Source organism: Plantactinospora mayteni (assembly GCF_016862935.1).
Taxonomy (GTDB): domain Bacteria; phylum Actinomycetota; class Actinomycetes; order Mycobacteriales; family Micromonosporaceae; genus Plantactinospora; species Plantactinospora mayteni.
In genome coordinates, this window is the sequence record NZ_BONX01000068.1 from 1 (window position 1) to 19,183 (window position 19,183).

General features: G+C 72.8%; 17 protein-coding genes. 3 read left to right on the plus strand and 14 right to left on the minus strand.

Features of this window, described 5'->3' with window-relative positions; translation table 11 throughout:
* Positions 1 to 114: 114 nt before the first annotated feature.
* The 7 genes from Pma05_RS39080 to pepN form a co-directional block, all read right to left on the minus strand.
* Positions 115 to 915 carry a ComEA family DNA-binding protein gene (locus tag Pma05_RS39080; protein ID WP_203862585.1) on the minus strand — a complete coding sequence of 267 codons (801 nt, stop codon included), beginning with the start codon at positions 913 to 915 and terminating at the stop codon, positions 115 to 117.
* A 176-nt stretch (positions 916 to 1,091) separates the two neighbouring features.
* Positions 1,092 to 2,342 carry an alginate lyase family protein gene (locus tag Pma05_RS39085; protein WP_239314078.1) on the minus strand — a complete coding sequence of 417 codons (1,251 nt, stop codon included), beginning with the start codon at positions 2,340 to 2,342 and terminating at the stop codon, positions 1,092 to 1,094.
* Positions 2,343 to 2,561: 219 nt separating this feature from the next.
* Positions 2,562 to 3,407, minus strand: a complete 846-nt coding sequence (locus tag Pma05_RS39090) for a DegV family protein (protein WP_203862586.1) — start codon at positions 3,405 to 3,407, stop codon at positions 2,562 to 2,564.
* A 75-nt stretch (positions 3,408 to 3,482) separates the two neighbouring features.
* The gene (locus tag Pma05_RS39095; protein WP_203862587.1) at positions 3,483 to 4,112 is read right to left on the minus strand and encodes a histidine phosphatase family protein; all 630 of its coding nucleotides are present in this window, start codon (positions 4,110 to 4,112) and stop codon (positions 3,483 to 3,485) included.
* A complete protein-coding gene (rsfS, locus tag Pma05_RS39100; RefSeq protein ID WP_203862588.1) occupies positions 4,109 to 4,507 on the minus strand; it encodes a ribosome silencing factor in 399 nt (132 codons plus the stop codon). Before rsfS ends, Pma05_RS39095 begins: the two co-directional genes overlap by 4 nt.
* A gap of 99 nt (positions 4,508 to 4,606) precedes the next feature.
* A complete protein-coding gene (nadD, locus tag Pma05_RS39105; protein ID WP_203862589.1) occupies positions 4,607 to 5,203 on the minus strand; it encodes a nicotinate-nucleotide adenylyltransferase in 597 nt (198 codons plus the stop codon).
* Positions 5,204 to 5,394: 191 nt separating this feature from the next.
* Complete coding sequence (gene pepN / locus Pma05_RS39110; RefSeq protein WP_203862590.1) at positions 5,395 to 7,917, minus strand: aminopeptidase N; 2,523 nt, start codon at positions 7,915 to 7,917, stop codon at positions 5,395 to 5,397.
* 70 nt (positions 7,918 to 7,987) lie between these two features.
* Here pepN and Pma05_RS39115 point away from each other — a divergent pair, with 70 nt between their 5' ends.
* From Pma05_RS39115 to trpS, 3 genes are all read left to right on the plus strand, one after another.
* Entirely contained in the window at positions 7,988 to 8,206 is a 219-nt protein-coding gene (locus Pma05_RS39115; RefSeq protein ID WP_101371446.1) for a DUF397 domain-containing protein, read from the plus strand.
* A gap of 214 nt (positions 8,207 to 8,420) precedes the next feature.
* A complete protein-coding gene (locus Pma05_RS39120; RefSeq protein WP_203862591.1) occupies positions 8,421 to 9,956 on the plus strand; it encodes an RtcB family protein in 1,536 nt (511 codons plus the stop codon).
* A 351-nt stretch (positions 9,957 to 10,307) separates the two neighbouring features.
* Positions 10,308 to 11,342, plus strand: a complete 1,035-nt coding sequence (trpS, locus tag Pma05_RS39125; RefSeq protein WP_203862592.1) for a tryptophan--tRNA ligase — start codon at positions 10,308 to 10,310, stop codon at positions 11,340 to 11,342.
* 105 nt (positions 11,343 to 11,447) lie between these two features.
* On the opposite strand, the gene Pma05_RS39130 is transcribed toward trpS, so the two are convergent.
* The 7 genes from Pma05_RS39130 to Pma05_RS39160 form a co-directional block, all read right to left on the minus strand.
* Positions 11,448 to 11,897: a GNAT family N-acetyltransferase gene (locus Pma05_RS39130; RefSeq protein ID WP_203862593.1), complete on the minus strand. Its 450-nt coding sequence runs from the start codon at positions 11,895 to 11,897 to the stop codon at positions 11,448 to 11,450.
* 71 nt (positions 11,898 to 11,968) lie between these two features.
* Positions 11,969 to 13,453, minus strand: a complete 1,485-nt coding sequence (gene obgE / locus Pma05_RS39135; RefSeq protein WP_203862594.1) for a GTPase ObgE — start codon at positions 13,451 to 13,453, stop codon at positions 11,969 to 11,971.
* Positions 13,454 to 13,611: 158 nt separating this feature from the next.
* A complete protein-coding gene (gene rpmA, locus Pma05_RS39140) occupies positions 13,612 to 13,869 on the minus strand; it encodes a 50S ribosomal protein L27 (protein ID WP_101367567.1) in 258 nt (85 codons plus the stop codon).
* A gap of 29 nt (positions 13,870 to 13,898) precedes the next feature.
* Positions 13,899 to 14,213: a 50S ribosomal protein L21 gene (gene rplU, locus Pma05_RS39145; RefSeq protein WP_203862595.1), complete on the minus strand. Its 315-nt coding sequence runs from the start codon at positions 14,211 to 14,213 to the stop codon at positions 13,899 to 13,901.
* Between the two features lie 227 nt (positions 14,214 to 14,440).
* On the minus strand, positions 14,441 to 14,971 hold the full coding sequence (locus Pma05_RS39150; RefSeq protein ID WP_203862596.1) for a hypothetical protein: 531 nt from the start codon (positions 14,969 to 14,971) through the stop codon (positions 14,441 to 14,443).
* Between the two features lie 237 nt (positions 14,972 to 15,208).
* Entirely contained in the window at positions 15,209 to 18,319 is a 3,111-nt protein-coding gene (locus Pma05_RS39155) for an Rne/Rng family ribonuclease (protein ID WP_203862597.1), read from the minus strand.
* Positions 18,320 to 18,428: 109 nt separating this feature from the next.
* Positions 18,429 to 19,175, minus strand: coding sequence for a TIGR03936 family radical SAM-associated protein (locus Pma05_RS39160; protein ID WP_203862608.1), 747 nt, complete (start codon positions 19,173 to 19,175; stop codon positions 18,429 to 18,431).
* Between the last annotated feature and the right edge of the window lie 8 nt (positions 19,176 to 19,183).

Here is a 19,183-nt window from a genome sequence, read left to right on the forward strand (position 1 = left end):
CCCGGGTGGCGGTCACAGAACGAGTGGCGGTCGCGGCGGGTGTGGCCGGCGCCTCGCGGCCGGTCGTCGCATCGGGTGGGCCGGCCGGAACGGTGTGCCGGCGGCGGTGGGCCGTCACACCGTCACCAGGTCCTTGAGGTCCTCGTAGCGGGCGTCGCCGATGCCGCTGACCTGGCGCAGGTCGGCCACCGAACGGAATCCGCCGTGCTCCTCCCGGTGCGCCACGATGCGCTGGGCGAGCACCGGCCCGACCCCAGGCAGGGCGTCGAGTTGCGCCACGGTGGCGGTGTTGAGGTTGACCTTCGCGCCAGCCGGCTGGAGGCCACCGGCTCCGGCAGGCGCCCCGGGCGGGCCGGCGCCGGCCGGAGCGGCCCCGGGTGGCGGGGTCACCCCGACCAGGATCAGTTCGCCGTCGGTCACCTTGCGGGCGAGGTTGAGCAGCGCCACGTCGACACCGGGCAGCGCGCCACCGGCGGATTCGATGGCGTCGGCGACCCGGGCACCGGCGGGCAGGCGTACCAGGCCGGGGCGGCGTACCTTGCCGGCCACCGCGACCACCACCTCGGCGGCGCCGACCGAGGAGCCGGGAGCCGACGGTGTCGACGCGAACGCGGGTGCCGAGGACGGCGGGGCCGCGACCGGCTCGGTCCGGGGCCGGGACAGCCAGGCCCAGCCGGCCGCTCCGAGCACCACCACCACCGCCACCACGGCAAGAGCCTTGACCCCGCGCCGCCCGGGGTCGAAGGCGCCCGGACCAGCCAGCCGAGCCGGCTCCGCCGACGGGTCCGGCGACGGGTCGGGTCCGGTGCCGGCGGGAACGGGGGCGGCGGGCAACCGCTCCGCCGCCGGGGCGGCCCGCCCGCCGAGCAGCCGGGAGAGCCGTTGCCGCACCAGGGTTTCGTCGTCGTCGGACACCCGGCGAAGGTAGGCAACCGACCCAGCGCCGTACCGGCCGTACGCCGCCGGTTGTGGACAACCGACGCCACTGTGGACAACGCCCTGATCAAGCAAGATTGTGCTAGGGACCTACCCGTGGACGCCGGGGTCGCCGGCCGGCCGACCATCCGCCGACCGGCGACCCCGGGGCCGGGTCAGTTGGGGTTGCCGGCGTGGGTCAGGGTCTCCCAGGCGACGAAGAGGTAGTTCGTCCCGGCCGGGCGCTGCCGCTCGGTGAGCTGCTGCGTCCGGGTCATCGCGACGCCCCGACGGTTGTGCAGGGCGTTGAAGGCCACCTCGGTGACCGGGCCGAGCCCCCGGGTCAGGCTGCCGCCGCAGAGCGTCGACGGGACCGCGTCACCCAGCTCGTACTTGGCGTGGAAGCCGAGTGCGTGCCGCAACCGGTCCTGGATCTCGGGGTAGATGTCCTGGCCCTGGTGCCGGAGCGTCTCGGCGACGTGCGAGATGGCCGAGATGCCGTACCCGGTGTGGGTGAAGTCGCGGCAGGTCTCCTGGGAGAGTCCGTCGGAGAAGACCTGCTGGTTGTGCCAGTACGACACGATCTCGGCCCGGGTGTCGATGCCGCTGCCGACCGGGCCGCGCGGGTACGCCCCGTCGCTGGTCAGGTAGAGGAAGGCCGGCAACCGGTCGCGGAACTTGCCGACCGCCCGGTCGTAGACGGCGCGGTCCTCCAGGAAGACCGCGATCCCGAGCGACGCCTCCATCATGCTCAGTTCCCAGTTGCCGTTGCTGGTCGCGTTGCCGTTGATGATCTCGGGCAGGTAGACGTCGCGCAGCATGGTGCCGAACCGGCTGACGCCGGCCGAGGACCAGCCGCCGTAGGTGTACCGGATGATCTCGGCGGCCCGGGGCCAGCTCGATCCGGCCCAGGCGGTCTGCAACGGCGCGTTGCTGTTGGTGTGGTCCCGGATCGTCGCCGACCAGGCGTCCATGATCTGGATCGCCTTCTCCGCGTACCGGCTGTCCTGGGTGACATACCAGGCCAGCGCCAGGCTGTACGCGGCCAGCGCGTCCTGCCGCTCGTCCGTGCAACCGTTGTTGGGGTTGGAGTACGAGCCGCACTCGACAATCGCCCGGGGCTTCGGGGTACGGGTCAGCGAGGCGAATCCACTGGCCATCATCTGGTCGTAGGCACCCTTCCAGGGCTGCGCCCCGGCGTTCACCCGACCCCGGACGAAGTCGAGTTGCGGCCGGCTGACCAGTACGCCGGGGTGGGTGAAGGTGGCCGGCGCCGCGATCCGCACCTCGGTACTGAGCGGACCGGCCGACGCGGTGGCCGGTGCGGCGGCGCCGGGACCGGCGTACGGGACGGTCGCGGCGGTCAACAGCAACAGTCCGGCGGCGAGCAGTCGGGGTGTTCTGGGGCGGGGACGGGATCTGGACACGCGCTCCTCCAGCTCGCGGGCCCGTCGGTGGGGTGACGGGCAACCACACTCTTAGGAAGGTTTACTGTCCAATAGCACACCATTCAGATCGACCCCGGTCAACGCCTACCGGGAAAGAAGCCGCCTTCCGCCAGCTCCGCCGGAACGCGTCGACCTGCCCGCCGGAACCGCCCAAAGCGATAAACCGGGGGCGTTACCACAGACAAGCCGGGACGTTACCTACAGGCGGTGCACCACGACGCAGACCAGTCCGGGCCCGGCGTGCGTGGCGATCACCGCGCCGGCCTCCGTCACGTACGTGGCGCGCAGCCGCTCACCGAGACGCGAGCGCAGCTTCTCGGCCAGGTCGGCCGCCCGACCGGGTACGGCGAGATGGTGCAGCGCCACCTCGACCTCGCCGGTACCGGCCGCCTCCACAGCGAGGTCGACCAGCCGGGACAGCCCTCGTCCGGCGGTGCGGACCCGGTCCCGCAGCAGGATGCCGCCATCCGCCACGTGCAGGATCGGCTTGACCGACAGGGCGGTGCCGAGCAGCGCCTCGGCGGCGTTGATCCGGCCACCGCGCCGGAGGAACTCCAGGGTGTCGACATAGAAGAAGGTGCTGGTCCGGGCGATGACGTCCAGCGCCGCCCGGCGTACCTCGGTCAGGCCCGCACCCCGGGCGGCGGCCTCAGCGGCGGCGAGCGCCGGGAAGCCGAGACCCATCCCGGTCGACCGGGCGTCGACCACGCTGACCCGGGGACCCACCTCGGCGGCGGCCAGCCGGGCCGCCTCCACCGTGCCGGAGAGCTCGGCCGACAGGTGTACCGAGACGACGCCGTCGGCCCCGTCGGCCAGCAACCGGCGGTACGTCCCGACGAACTCCTCCGGTGCCGGCCGGGACGTGCTCATCGCGAACCGTCGGGCGGTCAACGCCTGGGCCGCGTCCGCCGGCCCTACGTCGATGCCCTCCCGCCCCGGCGTCCCGTCGAGGACGACGATCAGCGGCACCACGGTGAGCGGGTGCCGGTCGGCCAGTTCGGCCGGCAGGTAGGCGGTGGAGTCGGTGACGACCGCGACAGGCATTCCGGCACGTTAGCCGATCCCCGCCCCCGGGACGACCGGCCGACCACCGAATGGCAGGCCGAACTGGAGCGCGGGTCAGACGGCCGTCGCTGCCGGGCCCTGGGCGACCAGGCCGACGTTGTGCCCGCGCAACTGCCAGCCGCGTACCTCGTCGTGCCGCAACTCGGTCCAGTGGCAGTTGTTCAGCGAGCCGACCGAGCGCAGCACCGTCGAGTCCCAGCCGAGCAGGTAGCCGCAGCCCTGCCGGGCGCCGCCGCCGTGCGTGGCGATCACGATCGTGCCGCCCGGTACGGCGTCGGCGGCGTCCTGCAACGCCGTGCCGACCCGCTTGCCGAGGTCGTCGAGGCTCTCCACCTCGCTGCCCGGATCCGGGTCACCGGTGCGCCAGCGGGCGTACTCGGCGGGGAAGCGCTGCGCCACCTCGGTCATCAGCAGCCCCTGCCACTGCCCGTAGAACCGCTCCCGGAGCCGGGCGTCGGTACGGATCGGCAGGCCGGTCAGCGCCGCCAGCGCGGCAGCGGTGTCGGCCGCCCGGCGCAGGTCGCTGGCGACGATCGCGTCCGGACGCAGCGCGGAGATCAGCGGTGCTGCCTCGGCGGCCTGCTCGCGGCCGAGGTCGTTCAGCGATATGTCGAGCTGCCCCTGCACCCGGTTGGCGGCGTTCCAGTCGGTGTTGCCGTGCCGCCAGACGATCAGCCGGGTCATTCGGCGATGCCCGCCTCGGCCTCCACCAGGTCCCGGTCGACGAACGGGATCGTCGGGCAGTCCTTCCACAGCCGGTCGAGCGCGTAGAACTCGCGCTCCTCGGTGTGCTGGACGTGCACCACCAGGTCGACGTAGTCGAGCAGCACCCAGCGGCCCGCCCGCTCGCCCTCGCGGCGGACCGGCTTGGCCTTCTCCGGCAGACTGGCCAGCGCCTCTTCGATCGCGTCCACGATCGCGGTCACCTGCCGCTCGTTGGGCGCGGAGGCGAGCAGGAACGCGTCGGTGATCACGAGCTGGTCCGCCACGTCGATGATGACGATGTCCTGCGCCTTCTTGTCGGCGGCGGCCTGCGCGGCGGCCGTTGCCAGCTCACGGGCGCGGTCGGAAGCTGTCACCATTCTCCTTCGATCAACCGTCGGACCCTCCTAGCCTCTCACACGGTGGCACGGTACGGCCCGTCGGTTAACGAACGATGAGCATGAAACCGGGCGGAATCACTCCCGGTAGAGCCGCCGTTTGGCGATGTACTGCACCACACCGTCGGGGACGAGATACCAGAGTGGCCCACCGGCGGCGACCCGGGCGCGGCAGTCGGTCGAGGAGATGGCCATCGCCGGCACCTCGACCAGGCTGACCGTGTCGGCCGGCAGGTGCGCGTCGGAGAGGACGAAACCGGGCCGGGTGACCCCGATGAAATGGGCCAACTCGAACATCTGGTCGAGATCCTTCCAGGAGAGGATCTTCTCCAGCGCGTCGGCACCGGTGATGAAGAAGAGCTGCACCTTCGGGCCGTACTCCGAGTGCAGGTCGCGCAGCGTGTCGACGGTGTAGGTCGGGCCGCCCCGGTCGATGTCGGCCCGGCTCACCTGGAACCGCGGGTTCGAGGCCGTCGCGATCACGGTCATCAGATAGCGGTCCTCGGCCGAGCTGACCGGCTCGTCGGCCTTCTGCCACGGCTGGCCGGTCGGCACGAAGACCACCTCGTCCAACTCGAACCGGTCGGCCACCTCGCTCGCGGCCACGAGGTGCCCGTGGTGGATCGGGTCGAAAGTGCCCCCCATGATCCCTATCCGCCGGATGTCTGCCTCCACGACTTGATCGTAGGCCGGCCGCGCCGCCCGTTCCGGCGACCATGAGCCAGATCGCACTTTCCGGGTCGCGCACCATACAGTGCAGCGCGATCACGTCGACCGCCCCGAGACGGCGGGCCGGCAAGCAGGGCCGGTCGACAGGGCCGCCGGGCGGAGGCCGTCGGGCGGGGCGTCGGCGGGAGCGGTGCTGTTCAGCGCCGTGCGGCGAGCGCCCGGCGCAGGTCGTCGTCCTCGTCGACGACCACCCGGCGCAGTCCGGGCGGCAGGTCGTCCCGGGCGAGCAGCGCCGCCGCCAGCTCCCGGGTCCGCGCGGCGACGGCGTAACGCGGATAGGCCAGCCCGGCCACCCGGTCGGCCACCCAGGGGGTACGCCGCCGCGCCGCCGCCGGCATCTCGGCGAAGTACCGCTCCACATAGGAGTCGGTCGGTCCGGCCTGCTCCGGCTGCCAGAACCCGCGCGCGGTCGCCTCCAGCAGCCGGTTCGACAGACCCGTCTCCCCGACGAGCAGTTGCCAGGCGTGCTCCTTGGCGGTCGGATCCGGCAGCGCCGCCCGGCAGGTCGCGGCCCACTCCGCCCCGCTGGCACTGCGGTCCGTGGCCTGCTCGGCGGCGATCTCCGGCTCACCCACGGCGCCGAGTACGGCCAGCCGGCGCACTATCGCCCAGCGCAGCTCGGCGTCGACCGCCAGCCCGTCGGGCACATCCTTGCCGGCCAGCCACCCGGTCAGCCGGGCGGTGTCGGCGGTCGCGGAGATCCACCCGCGCACCGCGACGAGCTGGCCCGAGCCGCCTGCCGGCGCCGCCGCGAGCAGCCGGGCACAGGCCCCGGCGAGCTGCTCCAGCGCGGCCGGCCGGACCTCCGGGGCCAGATAGCGGTCGAGCAGGTTGCGGGCCCGGGTCAGCACGTCCTGCACCACGACCACCTCGGTCTCGGCCGGCAGGGCGGCCACCACCAGCGCCACCAGGTCGGCGACCGGCCGTTCCCCGTCGGTCACCGCGTCCAGCGCCTCCGCCCAGAGCAGCGCCCGGGCCAGCGGGTCGGCCAGTTCGGGCAGCGCCGCCGGCACCGCGGCGACCGAGGCGGCGTCGAGGCGTACCTTGGCGAAGGTCAGGTCGCCGTCGTTGGGCAGCAGCAGCCGGGCCGCCGGCTGACCGGTCAGCCCGTCGAGCACGGTACGACCACCGTCCACCGCCGGGTCGAGGTCCACCTCGATCCGGTGCCGCAACCGCAGCGCGGTCTCCCCACCGGCCGGATCGGGATCGTAGAGCCCGACACCGATCCGGTGCGGGCGCAGCACCGGATACTCCGGCGGGGCGCTCTGCACCAGGGCGACCTCGGCGTAGTGCCCGTCGTCGCGCAGCCGTACCTCGGTGCGCAGGGTGTTGAGCTGCGGCTGGCGCAGCCACACCGCCGCCCAGCCGGTCAGGTCCCGCCCGCTGCTGCTGCCGAGGGCCGCGAGCAGGTCGGCGAGGGTGGCGTTGCCGAACCGGTGCGCGGCGAAGTATTCCCGCAGCCCGGCCAGGAACGCGTCGTCGCCGAGCCATGCGACGAGCTGGCGGAGTACCGAGGCGCCCTTGGCGTACGAGATGCCGTCGAGGTTGGAGAGCGCCTCGGCGGCGTCGACCACCTCGGTCGGCGCGACCGGATGGGTGGAGGGCCGCTGGTCCGCGGCGTACCCCCAGGCTTTGCGGCGCAGCGCGAAGGTGGTCCACGCCCGGTCGAACCGGGTCGCTTCGGCGGCGACCCGGGTGCCGAAGTACTCGGCGAACGACTCGTTCAGCCACAGGTCGTCCCACCAGCGCAGGGTGACCAGGTCGCCGAACCACATGTGCGACATCTCGTGCGCGATGACGTTCGCCCGGTACTCACGCTCGCCGTCGGTCACCGCCGACCGGGGCAGGAACTCGTCCCGGAAGGTGACCAGGCCGGGATTCTCCATCGCACCCATGTTGAACTCCGGCACGAACGCCTGGTCGTACTTGTCGAACGGGTAGCGCACCCCGAAGAGCCGGTGCAGCCGGTCCAGGCACTGCCGGGTGATGGTGAGGATCTCCTCCGCGTCCCGGTCGAGATGCTCGGTGAGCGAACGCCGGCAGTAGAGGCCGAGCGGGATCCCGTCGTGCTCGGCCCGGCGCACCGCGTACGGCCCGGCGACCACTGTCACGAAGTAGGTGGCCAGCGGCGGGGTCGGGGCGAACACCCACCGACCGGCAACCGGCCCGGTGGCGAGTTGCCCGTTGCCGGCCACGATCCAGTCCTGCGGCGCGACGACCGTCAGGGTCACCGGCGCCTTCAGGTCGGGCTGGTCGAAGCAGGCGAAGATCCGCTGGGCGGAGTCCATCCCGGACATCGCGTAGAGATAGGTCTCGCCGTCGGCCGGGTCGACGAACCGGTGCAGCCCCTCCCCGCTGTTCGAGTACGCCATCTCCGCCTCGACCACCAGCGTGTTGTCGGCGGCCAGCCCGGTCAGCGGGAGCTGGTTGTCGGCCAACGCGGCCGGGTCCAGTTCCGCGCCGTTCAGGCGTACCCCGAGCAGTCGGGCCGGCCTGACCTCGACGAACGTGCCAGCCCCCGGCGTGGCCGCGCGGAACCGGACCGTGGTGGTCGACCGGAAGCGCTCCGGTCCCCCGGTCAGATCCAGTTCGATGTCGTACGACTCGACGGTGAGCAGGGCGGCGCGTTCCACCGCCGCTACCCGGGTCAGGCTCGGCATCCGCTTATCCTGCACGATGGGTCCGTGGACGGCTCGGTCCCGGGCAGATTCACCTATGGAGGAACCGACGATGGCGCAGCACCCCAAGGGCGATTTCGACCTGTCGCGCGCCGTGTGGCAGCGTGCCGAGGGCGACGACTCCGAGGGCGCGGTCGAGATCGCGTTCGTCGACGATCTGATCGGCATGCGCAACTCCGCCGAACCGGACGGTCCGGTGCTGGTCTTCACCCAGGCCGAGTGGGACGCCTTCGTGGCCGGCGCCCAGGACGGCGAGTTCGACCTCGACTAGAGATGTACCCGGGCGGCGGGCCCGGCGGCGGGGGCGGTGGCAATTCGATTGCCGCCCGACCGACCGGGCCCTAGCCTGACCCTGACCTCGCGGCTGCTGAACCGTCGAGCACCACAACCGGAGATGCGGGACAACCCCGCCCAGCCCGCACGCGTACGTTCGCGTGCCGATGGCTCGCACCCACTCCTCGAAGCAGCCCGAAAGGTCTCTCCACGTGCCGATATCAGCGGCGAACCGTCATGATCCACGCCTGGTCAGGGTCGACGACTCCTGGCTGCGCCTGCCCAACCCGTACGACGTCCCGGTCGAGATCTGCGCCGGGCCGGACGTACCCGTCGAACCGGTGGCGGTCGACGAACTGCTCACCGTACTGGAAACCGCCGACACCCTGCGCACGCTGGCCCGGGCCGTGCCGGGGCTCGACCCCGAGCCCCGGGTCGAGCGGGTCGTCTGCACCCCTGACTTCCACAAGGGTGCCGGCATCCCGATCGGCACCGTGCTCCGCACGGTCGGCGCGCTGATCCCGCAGGCGGTCGGCAACGACGTCAACTGCGGGATGCGGGTCGAGGCGACCTCGCTCACCGTCGACCAACTCCGCCCACACCTCGACCGGCTGGAACGCCGGCTGCGGCACCTGTTCTTCGCCGGTGGCCGCCGGATCGGGCTGACCGCCCGGCAGCGCGAGGGGCTGCTCCGCGAGGGACTGCCCGGGCTGCTCGCCGACGGCGTACCGGCCGATCCGGTGGGCGCCTGGCGGCAGGTCGGGCCGGACGACCTCGCCGACCTCGACGGTCGGCTGCACGCCACCGGTTTCCCGGTCGACTCCGCCGAGGACTTCCGGGACTGGATCGCCAGCGGCGGCGGTACCAGCTACGACAGCATCATCGGCAGTGTCGGCGGCGGCAACCACTTCGCCGAGTTGCAGTACGTCGCCGAGGTGCGCGACGGTGCCACCGCGTACGCCTGGGGGCTCGCCCCCGGCCAGGTGGTGCTGATGGTGCACAGCGGCTCGCTGTCGCTGGGCCACCAGGCCAACGCCACCGGCCGGGACCTGGCCCGGGCCGGCTGGCCGCGTGCGGTGCCGCTGCCCCGGAACCGGATCCTGCCGATCCCGCTGGACGAGCGCACCGCACCGGCCCGGCGGCGCTACCTGACCGCCTTCGGCAACGCGGCGAACTTCGCGCTCGGCAACCGGTTCTTCCTGGCCCTGATGCTCCGGGCCGGGCTGGCCGAGGTCGCCGGTGAGCTGCGGTCCCGGCTGGTCTACGACGCACCGCACAACCTGCTGTGGCCGGAGCCGGACGGCACGGTGCTGCACCGCAAGGGTGCCACCCCGGCCGCCGGACCGGGCGGCGACGGCCAGCGCCCGACCGACCTGTACGGCGAGCCGGTGATCGTGCCGGGCTCGATGGGTGCGCCGAGCTATCTGCTCCGGGGGCTGGGCAGTTCCCGGGCGCTGGCCAGTGCCTGCCACGGTGCCGGTCGGAGCATCCCCCGGGGCGCGGCGTCCCGGGGCGGAGACGCCGAACTGGACGCCTTCCTGCGGGAGTTCCGGGTGGTCACCCCGGTCGACCACCGCGATCCGGCGGTCGCCGCGCGGCGGGACATCGTGGACGCCTGGCGCCGGGACCTCAAGCAGGAGGCGCCGTGGGCGTACAAGGAGGTGGGTCCGGTGGTGCGGAGCCTGGGCCGGGCCGGGGTGGCCGAGCCGGTGGTGGAACTGCGACCGCTGCTGACCGTCAAGGGCTGACCCGGCCGACCGCACACCCGCCGCCAACCGCACACCGCCGCCGACCGTGACCTGGCCGTACCGCCCGCGCCGACACCTCGGTGTCGGCGCGGGCCTCCCCGGCGACCACCGACCGGTCGCCGGGAGTCGCCAGGCATTTCTGCGGCGGTAGCAGGGCAGGCGGACCTCCCGAGCGGCCCACCCGCCCTGCTACCGTGGGGGTGTGCGGATGACCTCGAACGGTTGGTGGCTGCCCTGACGGGCGGCCAGCGCATCCACGCACCCGAAACAGCCAACGGCCGCCCCTCCGGGCGGCCGTTTCGCATGCGCTCACCCGGAGGCGGCCACCGTCACCGGTAAGGAGCACTCGTCATGGCCCCGAACGCAGCACTTCCGGCACCCACCGCGCTCGCCCCGAAGACCCCGGCGGTACGCCGGATCACCGGCCTCAAACCAACCGGTCACCTGCACCTGGGCAACCTGGTCGGTGCGATCCGGCCGATCGTCGCCGGCCAGTACCGGGCGGAGACGATCGTCTTCCTCGCCGATCTGCACGCGCTCACCGTGACCCACCAGCCGGCGCAGATCCGGGCGCTCACCCTGGAGCAGGCCACCGTACTGCTCGCGGCCGGCCTCGACCCGGACCGGGCGCTGCTCTACGTGCAGTCCCAGGTGCCGCAGCACACCGAGCTGCATTACCTGCTGGAGTGCGCCACCGGCTACGGCGAGGCGCACCGGATGATCCAGTTCCGGGAGAAGTCGGCACGGGACCGACAGGTCCGGCTGAGCCTGCTCAGCTATCCGGTGCTGATGGCCGCCGACATCCTGCTGCACGACGTGCACGAGGTGCCGGTCGGCGACGACCAGAGCCAGCATCTCGAACTCACCCGGACCGTGGCGACCCGGTTCAACGCCCGGTACGGCGACACCTTCACCGTGCCCCGGGCGGTCCATCCGGCGGTGTCGGCCCGGGTGATGGACCTGGCCGATCCGACCGCGAAGATGGGCAAGACCAACGCCAGCGGGGCGGGGACGATCTTCCTGCTCGATCCGCCCGAGGTGATCCGCCGCAAGGTGCTGCGCGCGGTGACCGACCCGGGCCGGACCGTCGGGTACGACCCGGGGCACCGTCCCGGCGTGGCGAACCTGCTGGAGATCCTGGCGTCCTGCCTGGGCGGCTCACCAGTGGCCCTGGCCGCCGACTACGGCTCGTACGCCCAGCTCAAGAACGCGGTCGCCGAGGCGCTCGAGGCGATGCTCCGGCCGATCCGGCTCCGCCACACGGAACTGTCCCGCGACCCGGGCTACGTCCGGCAGGTACTCACCGACGCCGCCGAACGGGCCCAGGAGAACGCCACCAACACGATCCACCGCGCAAAAGACGCCCTCGGCCTACTCAGCCATTGAAGAGCACCGCCTCGGGGAGGGGGCTACTTCGGGGAAGGAGTGGCCTCCGGCCGCCCGGGAAGCGACTCTTTCCCTGAAGTAGCGGCCCCCTGCCCGCGACGGAGGTCAGGCGAGGACGGGGAGGCGCTTCTCGAAGCAGACGCTGTAGGGGTTGTCGGTGTATTCGCCGTAGACGGGGATCTCGGCGTAGCCGGAGGAGAGATAGAGCTGGATCGCGCCGGGGAGGTAGCTGCCGGTCTCCAGCCGTAGCACGGTGTGCCCGGCCCGCAGGGCGAGTTCCTCCAGCGCGCTGAGTAGCTGCCGGGCGTAGCCCTGGCCCCGGTGGGCGGGCCGCACGTACATCCGCTTGACCTCGGCGGTGTCCCGGTCCAGCGCCTGGATCGCCCCGCAGGCGATCGCCCGGCCGGCGATCCCGCCCACCAGGTAGCGGGCGTCGTCGTGCGGCATGAACACCTGCCCGTCCAGACCGCCGTCCGCCTCCCGAAGCTCACGCTGCTGCGCCACCACCAGGGCGGCCAGCTCGGGATCCGACGACGCACGCGACTCGATCAGCACACCATCGACGCTAACCACCGGGCATTTCAACAAGGTTTCGGCCAAGTGGCCCCGATACGGAGCGTAGAGAACTAATCCGCGCCCTCCGCCGCACCGTCGTCCAGTCGGTCCACGGTGCCGTCCGGCGCCGGCTCCCCGGCCGCCTCCTCCGACGGTCGCTGCCGGCGGGCCTTGCGGGCGGCGAGCCGCTCGGCCGCGCTCGGTCGGGTGATCTTCTCGGCGAGCCGGCTGTCGGTGCCCCGCGCGCTCGGCACGTACTCGGCGCCGGCGTACAGCGTCGGCTGCCAGTCGAACTCGCGCTCGCCGATCCGGACCAGGCTGCCCGGTTCGGCACCGGCCCTGCCGAGCTGCTCCTCGACGCCCAGCCGGGCAAGCCGGTCCGCCAGGTAGCCGACCGCCTCCTCGTTGTCGAAGTTGGTCTGCTTGACCCAGCGCTCCGGCCGCTGCCCCCGCACCACGTACGCGCCGTCCGGCGCCGCCTCGATGGTGAAGCCGGCGTCGTCGACCGCGATTGGCCGGATCACGATCCGGGTCGGCTCCAGGTCGGGCGCCACCGCCCGGGACTGCTCGACCAACTCCGCCACCGCGAAGGTCAACTCGCGCAGCCCTTCCCGGGTCACCGCCGAGACCTCGAAGACCCGCAGGCCACGGGCCTCGATGTCGGGCCGGACGATCTCGGCGAGATCCCGCCCGTCCGGTACGTCGATCTTGTTGAGCACCACCAGCCGGGGTCGATCGGCCAACCCGCCGTACTCGGAGAGTTCGGCCTCGATGGCGTCGATGTCGGCCACCGGGTCCCGCCCCGGCTCCAGGGTGGCCGCGTCCACCACGTGCACCAGCACCGCGCACCGCTCGATGTGCCGCAGGAACTCCAGCCCGAGCCCCTTGCCGGTGGCCGCCCCAGGGATCAGGCCCGGCACGTCGGCGACGGTGAAGGTGTGCTCGTCGACCCGGACCACGCCGAGGTTCGGCACCAGCGTGGTGAACGGGTAGTCCGCGATCTTCGGTTTGGCCGCCGAGAGCACCGAGATCAGCGAGGACTTGCCGGCCGACGGGAAGCCGACCAGGCCGACGTCGGCCACGCTCTTGAGTTCGAGTACGACGTCGAGCCGGTCCCCCGGCTCGCCCAACTCCGCGAAGCCGGGCGCCTTACGCCGGGCGTTGGCCAGCGAGGCGTTGCCCCGGCCGCCCCGGCCACCCCGGGCCACCTCGAACGTGGTGCCCGCGCCGACCAGGTCGGCCAGCACCGTACCGTCCACGTCGTGCACGACCGTCCCGTCCGGGACCTTGAGTACCAGGTCGCGCCCGTTCGCACCGTCCCGGTTGGAGCCGGCGCCGCCCTTGCCGTTCTCGGCCTTGACGTGTGGCCGGAAGTGGAAGTCGAGCAGGGTGTGCACCTGGGAGTCGACCACCAGGGACACGCTGCCGCCGTGTCCACCGTTGCCGCCGTCCGGCCCGCCGAACGGCTTGAACTTCTCCCGATGGATCGAGACGCAGCCGTGCCCGCCGTCACCGGCCTGTAGGTGCAGTACGACCCGGTCAACGAAGGTGGTCACGCTGCCAATCCTTTCATCGACGCCGCCCAGCGGCGCCGGGTACGGCACGGGTCGGTCCGCCCGGCCGGGTCGGCCGGGGCACGGTCGACCAGTGCCCGAGAAACGGCGGAGCGGGCCCGGACACCAGGTCCGCGGCCCGCTCCGCCGGAAAGCTGACGTTACCGCTCGGACGGCACGATGCTGACGACCTTGCGGCCGCGCTTGGTGCCGAACTGGACCGCACCCGCGGCCAGCGCGAACAGCGTGTCGTCGCCACCGCGACCGACCAGGTCACCGGGGTGGAACTTGGTGCCCCGCTGCCGGATCAGGATCTCGCCGGCGCTGACCACCTGCCCACCGAACCGCTTGACGCCGAGTCGCTGTGCCGCGGAGTCGCGACCGTTCCGCGAGCTGGACGCACCCTTTTTGTGAGCCATCTGAGGACGACCTGTCTTTCCGCTGGGGCTTACTTACCGTTGGAGATGCCGGTGACCTTGACCTGGGTCAGCGGCTGGCGGTGACCCTGGCGCTTGTGATAGCCGGTCTTGTTCTTGAACTTGTGGATCCGGATCTTCGGACCCTTGGTGTGCGCGGCGATCTCGCCGGACACCGCGACCTTGGCCAACTGCGCCGCGTCGGTCACCAGGTTGTCCCCGTCGACGAGGAGGACGGCGGCGAGCTTGACCGCGTCGCCAGGCTGGCCAACCAGCTTCTCGACCTCGATCACGTCGCCCTCAGCGACCTTGTACTGCTTGCCGCCGGTCTTGACGATCGCGTACATCGGACGCGGACTCCCTGTCGTTGAGGCTGCGGGTGGTTGTTCGCGACGGCCCACTCGACCGCACGGGGTGCGGGGCGGGCACGCGAGAACGTGGCACGTAATCAGCGCCGCAGGCTAGCGTACGCCATGCCGGGGCGCTCACCCAAACCGGGCCCGTACCGGTGGCCGATCGACGAGCCGGTGACCAGGTCCGCCGCGCTCCTCGCACCCGGACCAGGCCGGCCGGGTCAGCTCGGGCAGAGCGCGTCCAGCCGCTGCTGCAACTGCTGGAGCTTGTTCTCGTCGACCGACTCGACGGTGGCCTTCATCGCGCCGACCTCGGTCGCGATCTCGGCCAGTACCCCCTTGAGCCGTTCGTCGGTGGCCCGGGCGGACTGCTCCCGCATCGCGTTTCCCCAGGTCTGCAACGCCGCCTCCGCCTTGCGCTGTGCCGCCTGCGCCCCGGCGGTGTCACCCGTACCCGCCGCCTGGAGGGACTTGCCCAGCTCGGAGACGAAGGTCTGCACGGACGAGGAGGCGGCCTTGGTGGCGTCCGCGCAGACCTCCTTGCCGTTGCCGCCGGCCGGGCTGGTGTCCACCACCGGCGCCCCGGCCGGACCGCCCGGACTGGCACCCGGCGTCCCGGCGCCCGAGGACGGTACGCCGGCCGACGGGCCGCCGGACGGGCCGGGTGCGGCGGCGCCGTCCCGCTCACCCGAGCAGCCGGCCGCCGCGAACAGCGCGGCGGCGATAGCGGCGGTCACCAGCAGGCGTCGCATGGTCTTCTCCTCCGGGGGTGCGGCTGGTCCCCCGCGAGGCGGTGCCGACGGTGGCCGGCGACCGGTCGAGGATCGCGAGGGAGTGAACCTTCTTCACCCTCCGCCTGCGGTCCGGCGGATCGCAAGGTCGGACGCGGCAGGTGAGCGCCGCGCGGTTCAGGTCGAAGAAGGTTCGGTGACCAGCCTAGCCACCGCCAGCGTCAACGGAACAAGCCCGTCTCCTCCGACGGCGCCGGATCAGGGCCGGGTGCGGCGGCGGGTGCCGCCGCGTCGGGCCCGGCGACGGCCGCCGCCGATCTCCGCGCCGTCGGCCTCCGCGTCCAGGTCACCGCTCTCCTCGATCCCATCCGGGTCACCGGCACCGGCCAGCCGCATCGACTCGGCCGGGGCGGCCTCGGCGACGTCGCCGGGCTCGGGGCTGTCCACCTCGTAGCGGGACAGGTCGTAGCCCATGGTGTCGTCGTAGTCCGATACCTCGACGACGACCCGCTCCGGCGCAGCCGCCTTGCGGGCCCGGCGTCGACCGCCACCGGCCGGCGCCTCGGAGGCCGGGGTCGAGGCCGGTGCCGGAGTACCGGTGGCCGAGGCGACCGCCTTGACCTTGTCTCCCGCGCCCGGACGGGACTTCTCCGACACCGGCTCGGTGTGGATGATCACGCCCCGGCCCTTGCAGCAGTCGCAGGTCTCGCTGAACGCCTCCAGCAGCCCGGCGCCGATCCGCTTCCGGGTCATCTGGACCAGGCCGAGCGAGGTGATCTCGGTCACCTGGTGCTTGGTCCGGTCCCGGCCCAGGCACTCGGTGAGCCGGCGCAGCACCAGCTCCCGGTTCGACTCCAGCACCATGTCGATGAAGTCGATCACGACGATGCCGCCCAGGTCGCGGAGCCGGAGCTGCCGGACGATCTCCTCGGCCGCCTCCAGGTTGTTCCGGGTGACCGTCTCCTCCAGGTTGCCGCCGGCACCGGTGTACTTGCCGGTGTTGACGTCGATCACCGTCATCGCCTCGGTACGGTCGATCACCAGGTGGCCGCCGGAGGGCAGGAAGACCTTCCGGTCCAGCCCCTTGAGGATCTGCTCGTCGATCCGCCGCTCGGCGAAGACGTCCGCCGTACTGGTGTGCCGGCGCAGCCGGGGCACCAGGTCGGGCGAGACGTGCGAGAGGTAGGACTCGACCATGTCGTACGACTCGTCGCCCTGCACGACCAGCTCGCGGAAGTCCTCGTTGAAGAGGTCCCGGACCACCCGGATCACCAGGTCGGGCTCCTCGTAGAGCAGCACCGGCGCGCCGCCCTCGGCCGCCTTGGCCTGGATGTCCTCCCACTGCGCCTGGAGCCGCTTCACGTCCCGGGCCAGCTCGTCCTCGCTGGCGCCCTCGGCGGCGGTCCGGACGATCACGCCGGCACCGTCCGGTACCAGCTTCTTCAGGATGTCGCGCAGCCGCTTGCGCTCGGTGTCCGGCAGCTTGCGGCTGATCCCCGAGGCGTTGCCGTGCGGCACGTAGACCAGGTGCCGCCCGGAGAGCGCGATGTGGCTGGTCAGCCGGGCGCCCTTGTGCCCGATCGGGTCCTTGGTGACCTGCACCAGCACCGAGTCGCCGGAGCGCAGCGCCTGCTCGATCGAGCGGGCCCGCCCTTCCAGGCCGGTGGTGTCCCAGTTGACCTCGCCGGCGTAGAGCACCGCGTTGCGGCCCCGCCCGACGTCGACGAAGGCCGCCTCCATGCTGGGCAGCACGTTCTGCACCTTGCCGAGGTAGACGTTGCCGGCCATGGTGCCGGCCGAGGCGCGGGTGACGTAGTGCTCGACCAGCACCCCGTCCTCGAGTACGGCGATCTGGGTCCGGTCGCCGCGCTGGCGTACCGCCATCACCCGGTCGACCGCCTCCCGGCGGGCCAGGAACTCCGACTCGCTCAGGATCGGCGGCCGGGTACGCCGCTGCTCACGACCGTCCCGGCGGCGCTGGCGCTTGGCCTCCAGCCGGGTCGAGCCGGAGACGCCCTGCACCTCGTCCACGGTCTTCCGGGGCTCGCGAATCTTGATAACGGTGTGTACGCCGTCGTCGGCCGTACCGTCGGTGTCCCCGGCACCCTTGCGCCGGCGCCGGCGGCGGCGCCGGGTCACCCCGTCACCGGCCTCGCCGTCCTCGTCTTCGTCCTCGTCGGCCCCGGCCTCGACCCCTGCCTCGGCCGCGGGCTCGTCGCCCTCCTCGGCGTCGTCCGCGGTGCCCTTGCCCCGACCCCGACCCCGACGACCGCGCCGCCGCCGGCGCCGGGCCGCCGCGGTCTCCTCGTCTTCGTCCTCGTCCTCGTCGGAGTCGGCGACATCCAGGGCCTCCTGGTCGGCGACGACCTCGACCTCGACCTCGGAGTCCAGCACGGTCGGCTCGCCGCCACGCCGACCCCGGCGGCGCCGCCGGGTGCCCTCGGCGGGCTCGACCGGCTCACCCTCGGCCTCGGCCTCGGTCGGCCGGGTCGACGGAGCCGGCTCCACGGCCGCGCCGGCCCGAGCCGGCGGAGTCTCCGGCTCCGGGGCCATGAACAGTACGGTGGGCGCGGAGAGCGCGGCGCGGCGCCGACGCCCCCGGGGCGTCTCCTCGGCCGGCGTCTCGGCCGGACCGCGACCGGCTCCGCCGGTCACCTCCGGGGTGGCCGGAGCGCCGACGTCCGAGCCGGTCACCGGGACCTCGCCGGCCGCCGCCGGGGCGCTCTCGGCAGCCTCCGGTGCGGCGACGGCCGCCTCGGTCGGCTCGGCGGGCGGCGCCGCCGCCTTCTTCCGGCGGGTACGGGTCACCTTCACCGGCGGTACGGGCTCACTCGCCGCGTCGTCGGGGCCGGCCGTCCGGGTACCCGGGTCAGCGGCTGCGGTCGTCTCGCCGGGCACAGTCGCCTCGCCAGGCACAGTCGCCTCGCCGGCCGCACTCGTCTCGCCGGCCGGAACTCCGGTGTCGTCCCTCTTCTCCGCCGTGGTGGCCTTGCGGCGCCGGCGGGTCGCCTTCGGGGCGGGCTCGATGTCGGCGGCCACCGGTGCCAGCACCTCGGCGTCGGACGCCTCTCCGCTGGTCGTCCGGGCCGTGCTCGGCGCCTCGGCCGGTACGCCGGCCGGCGCCGGCTCGTTCGCCGTGCTGGACGTGCGGCGCCGGGTGGTACGCCGCCGCGTGGGCGCCTCGGCACCGCCCTCCGCGGTCGCGCCCTCGGCGGTGGCGCTGTCCGTGGTGGCGCTCTGCGCGCCCGTGCTCTCCGCGCTCGTGCTCTGCGCGTTCGTGCTCTCGGTGCTGCCGCTTCCGGTGGTGGTGGCGTCGACGGCCGGCTCCGCGCCGGTCCGTTCTCCGCCCTCTGGCTCGTTCTCGAGCATGGACGTTCTCCAGTTCTGGCTTCCCCGGGCGCGGGTGAGCGCTGCCACGCAGGGTTGCCGCAAAGTATTTCCGGTGACGCGTCGAGGTGACCGGGTCGCCGAAGTCTGCCTACCTGACCGCCGGCCGGACTTCCGGCTGGCGTTCGCCGATGGCGGTCCCGTCGCGATCCGCCTCCAACGGATCGACGATCTCCCCCTGCGCGGTCAGCGTGCCCTGCGCCAGCCGGGTCGCCCTCGGCGGCACCGGCGGCTCCAGGTCGGCCACCACGCGGAGGCCGGAAAGGACGTCATCGGGTCGTACGGACGGGGTGACCTGCCGTACGACCACCTCGAGTATCGCACACGGTACGCCCGCGACCCCGGAAGGTGCCTCGGTCCTCTCGATCACATCGATGGTCGTGACGGCGACCCGGGTGTCGAAGACGCGTCGCCCCTGCTTGGTCATCCGCTCCACGAGCACCTCGGAAGCGGCCAGAAAGGTCGACACGGCGGCACGGGCGACATCCGGCTCGACACCGGGCAGTTCGACCCGCCAGCGGGAGGCGTCGATCCGCTCGGCCAGGCTGCCGCCGCCGGCCACCACCGCGTCGAGTACGTCGAGTCCGGGCGAGAGCGCCGCGTCCAGGGCCTTCCGCAGGTCGGCCGGATCCACCGGCCGTTGCAGCCCGATCTCCAGGTACTCCGCCTCGCTGGCCACCCCGGTCGGGGCCGCGCTGGCGTAGGAGATCTTCGGGTGCGGGGTGAAGCCCTGGGAGAACGCCACCGGTACGCCGGCCCGGCGCAACGCGCGCTCGAAGGCCCGGGCGAAGTCCCGGTGCGAGGTGAACCGCAGCGGCCCACGCTTGGCGTACCTGATCCGGATCC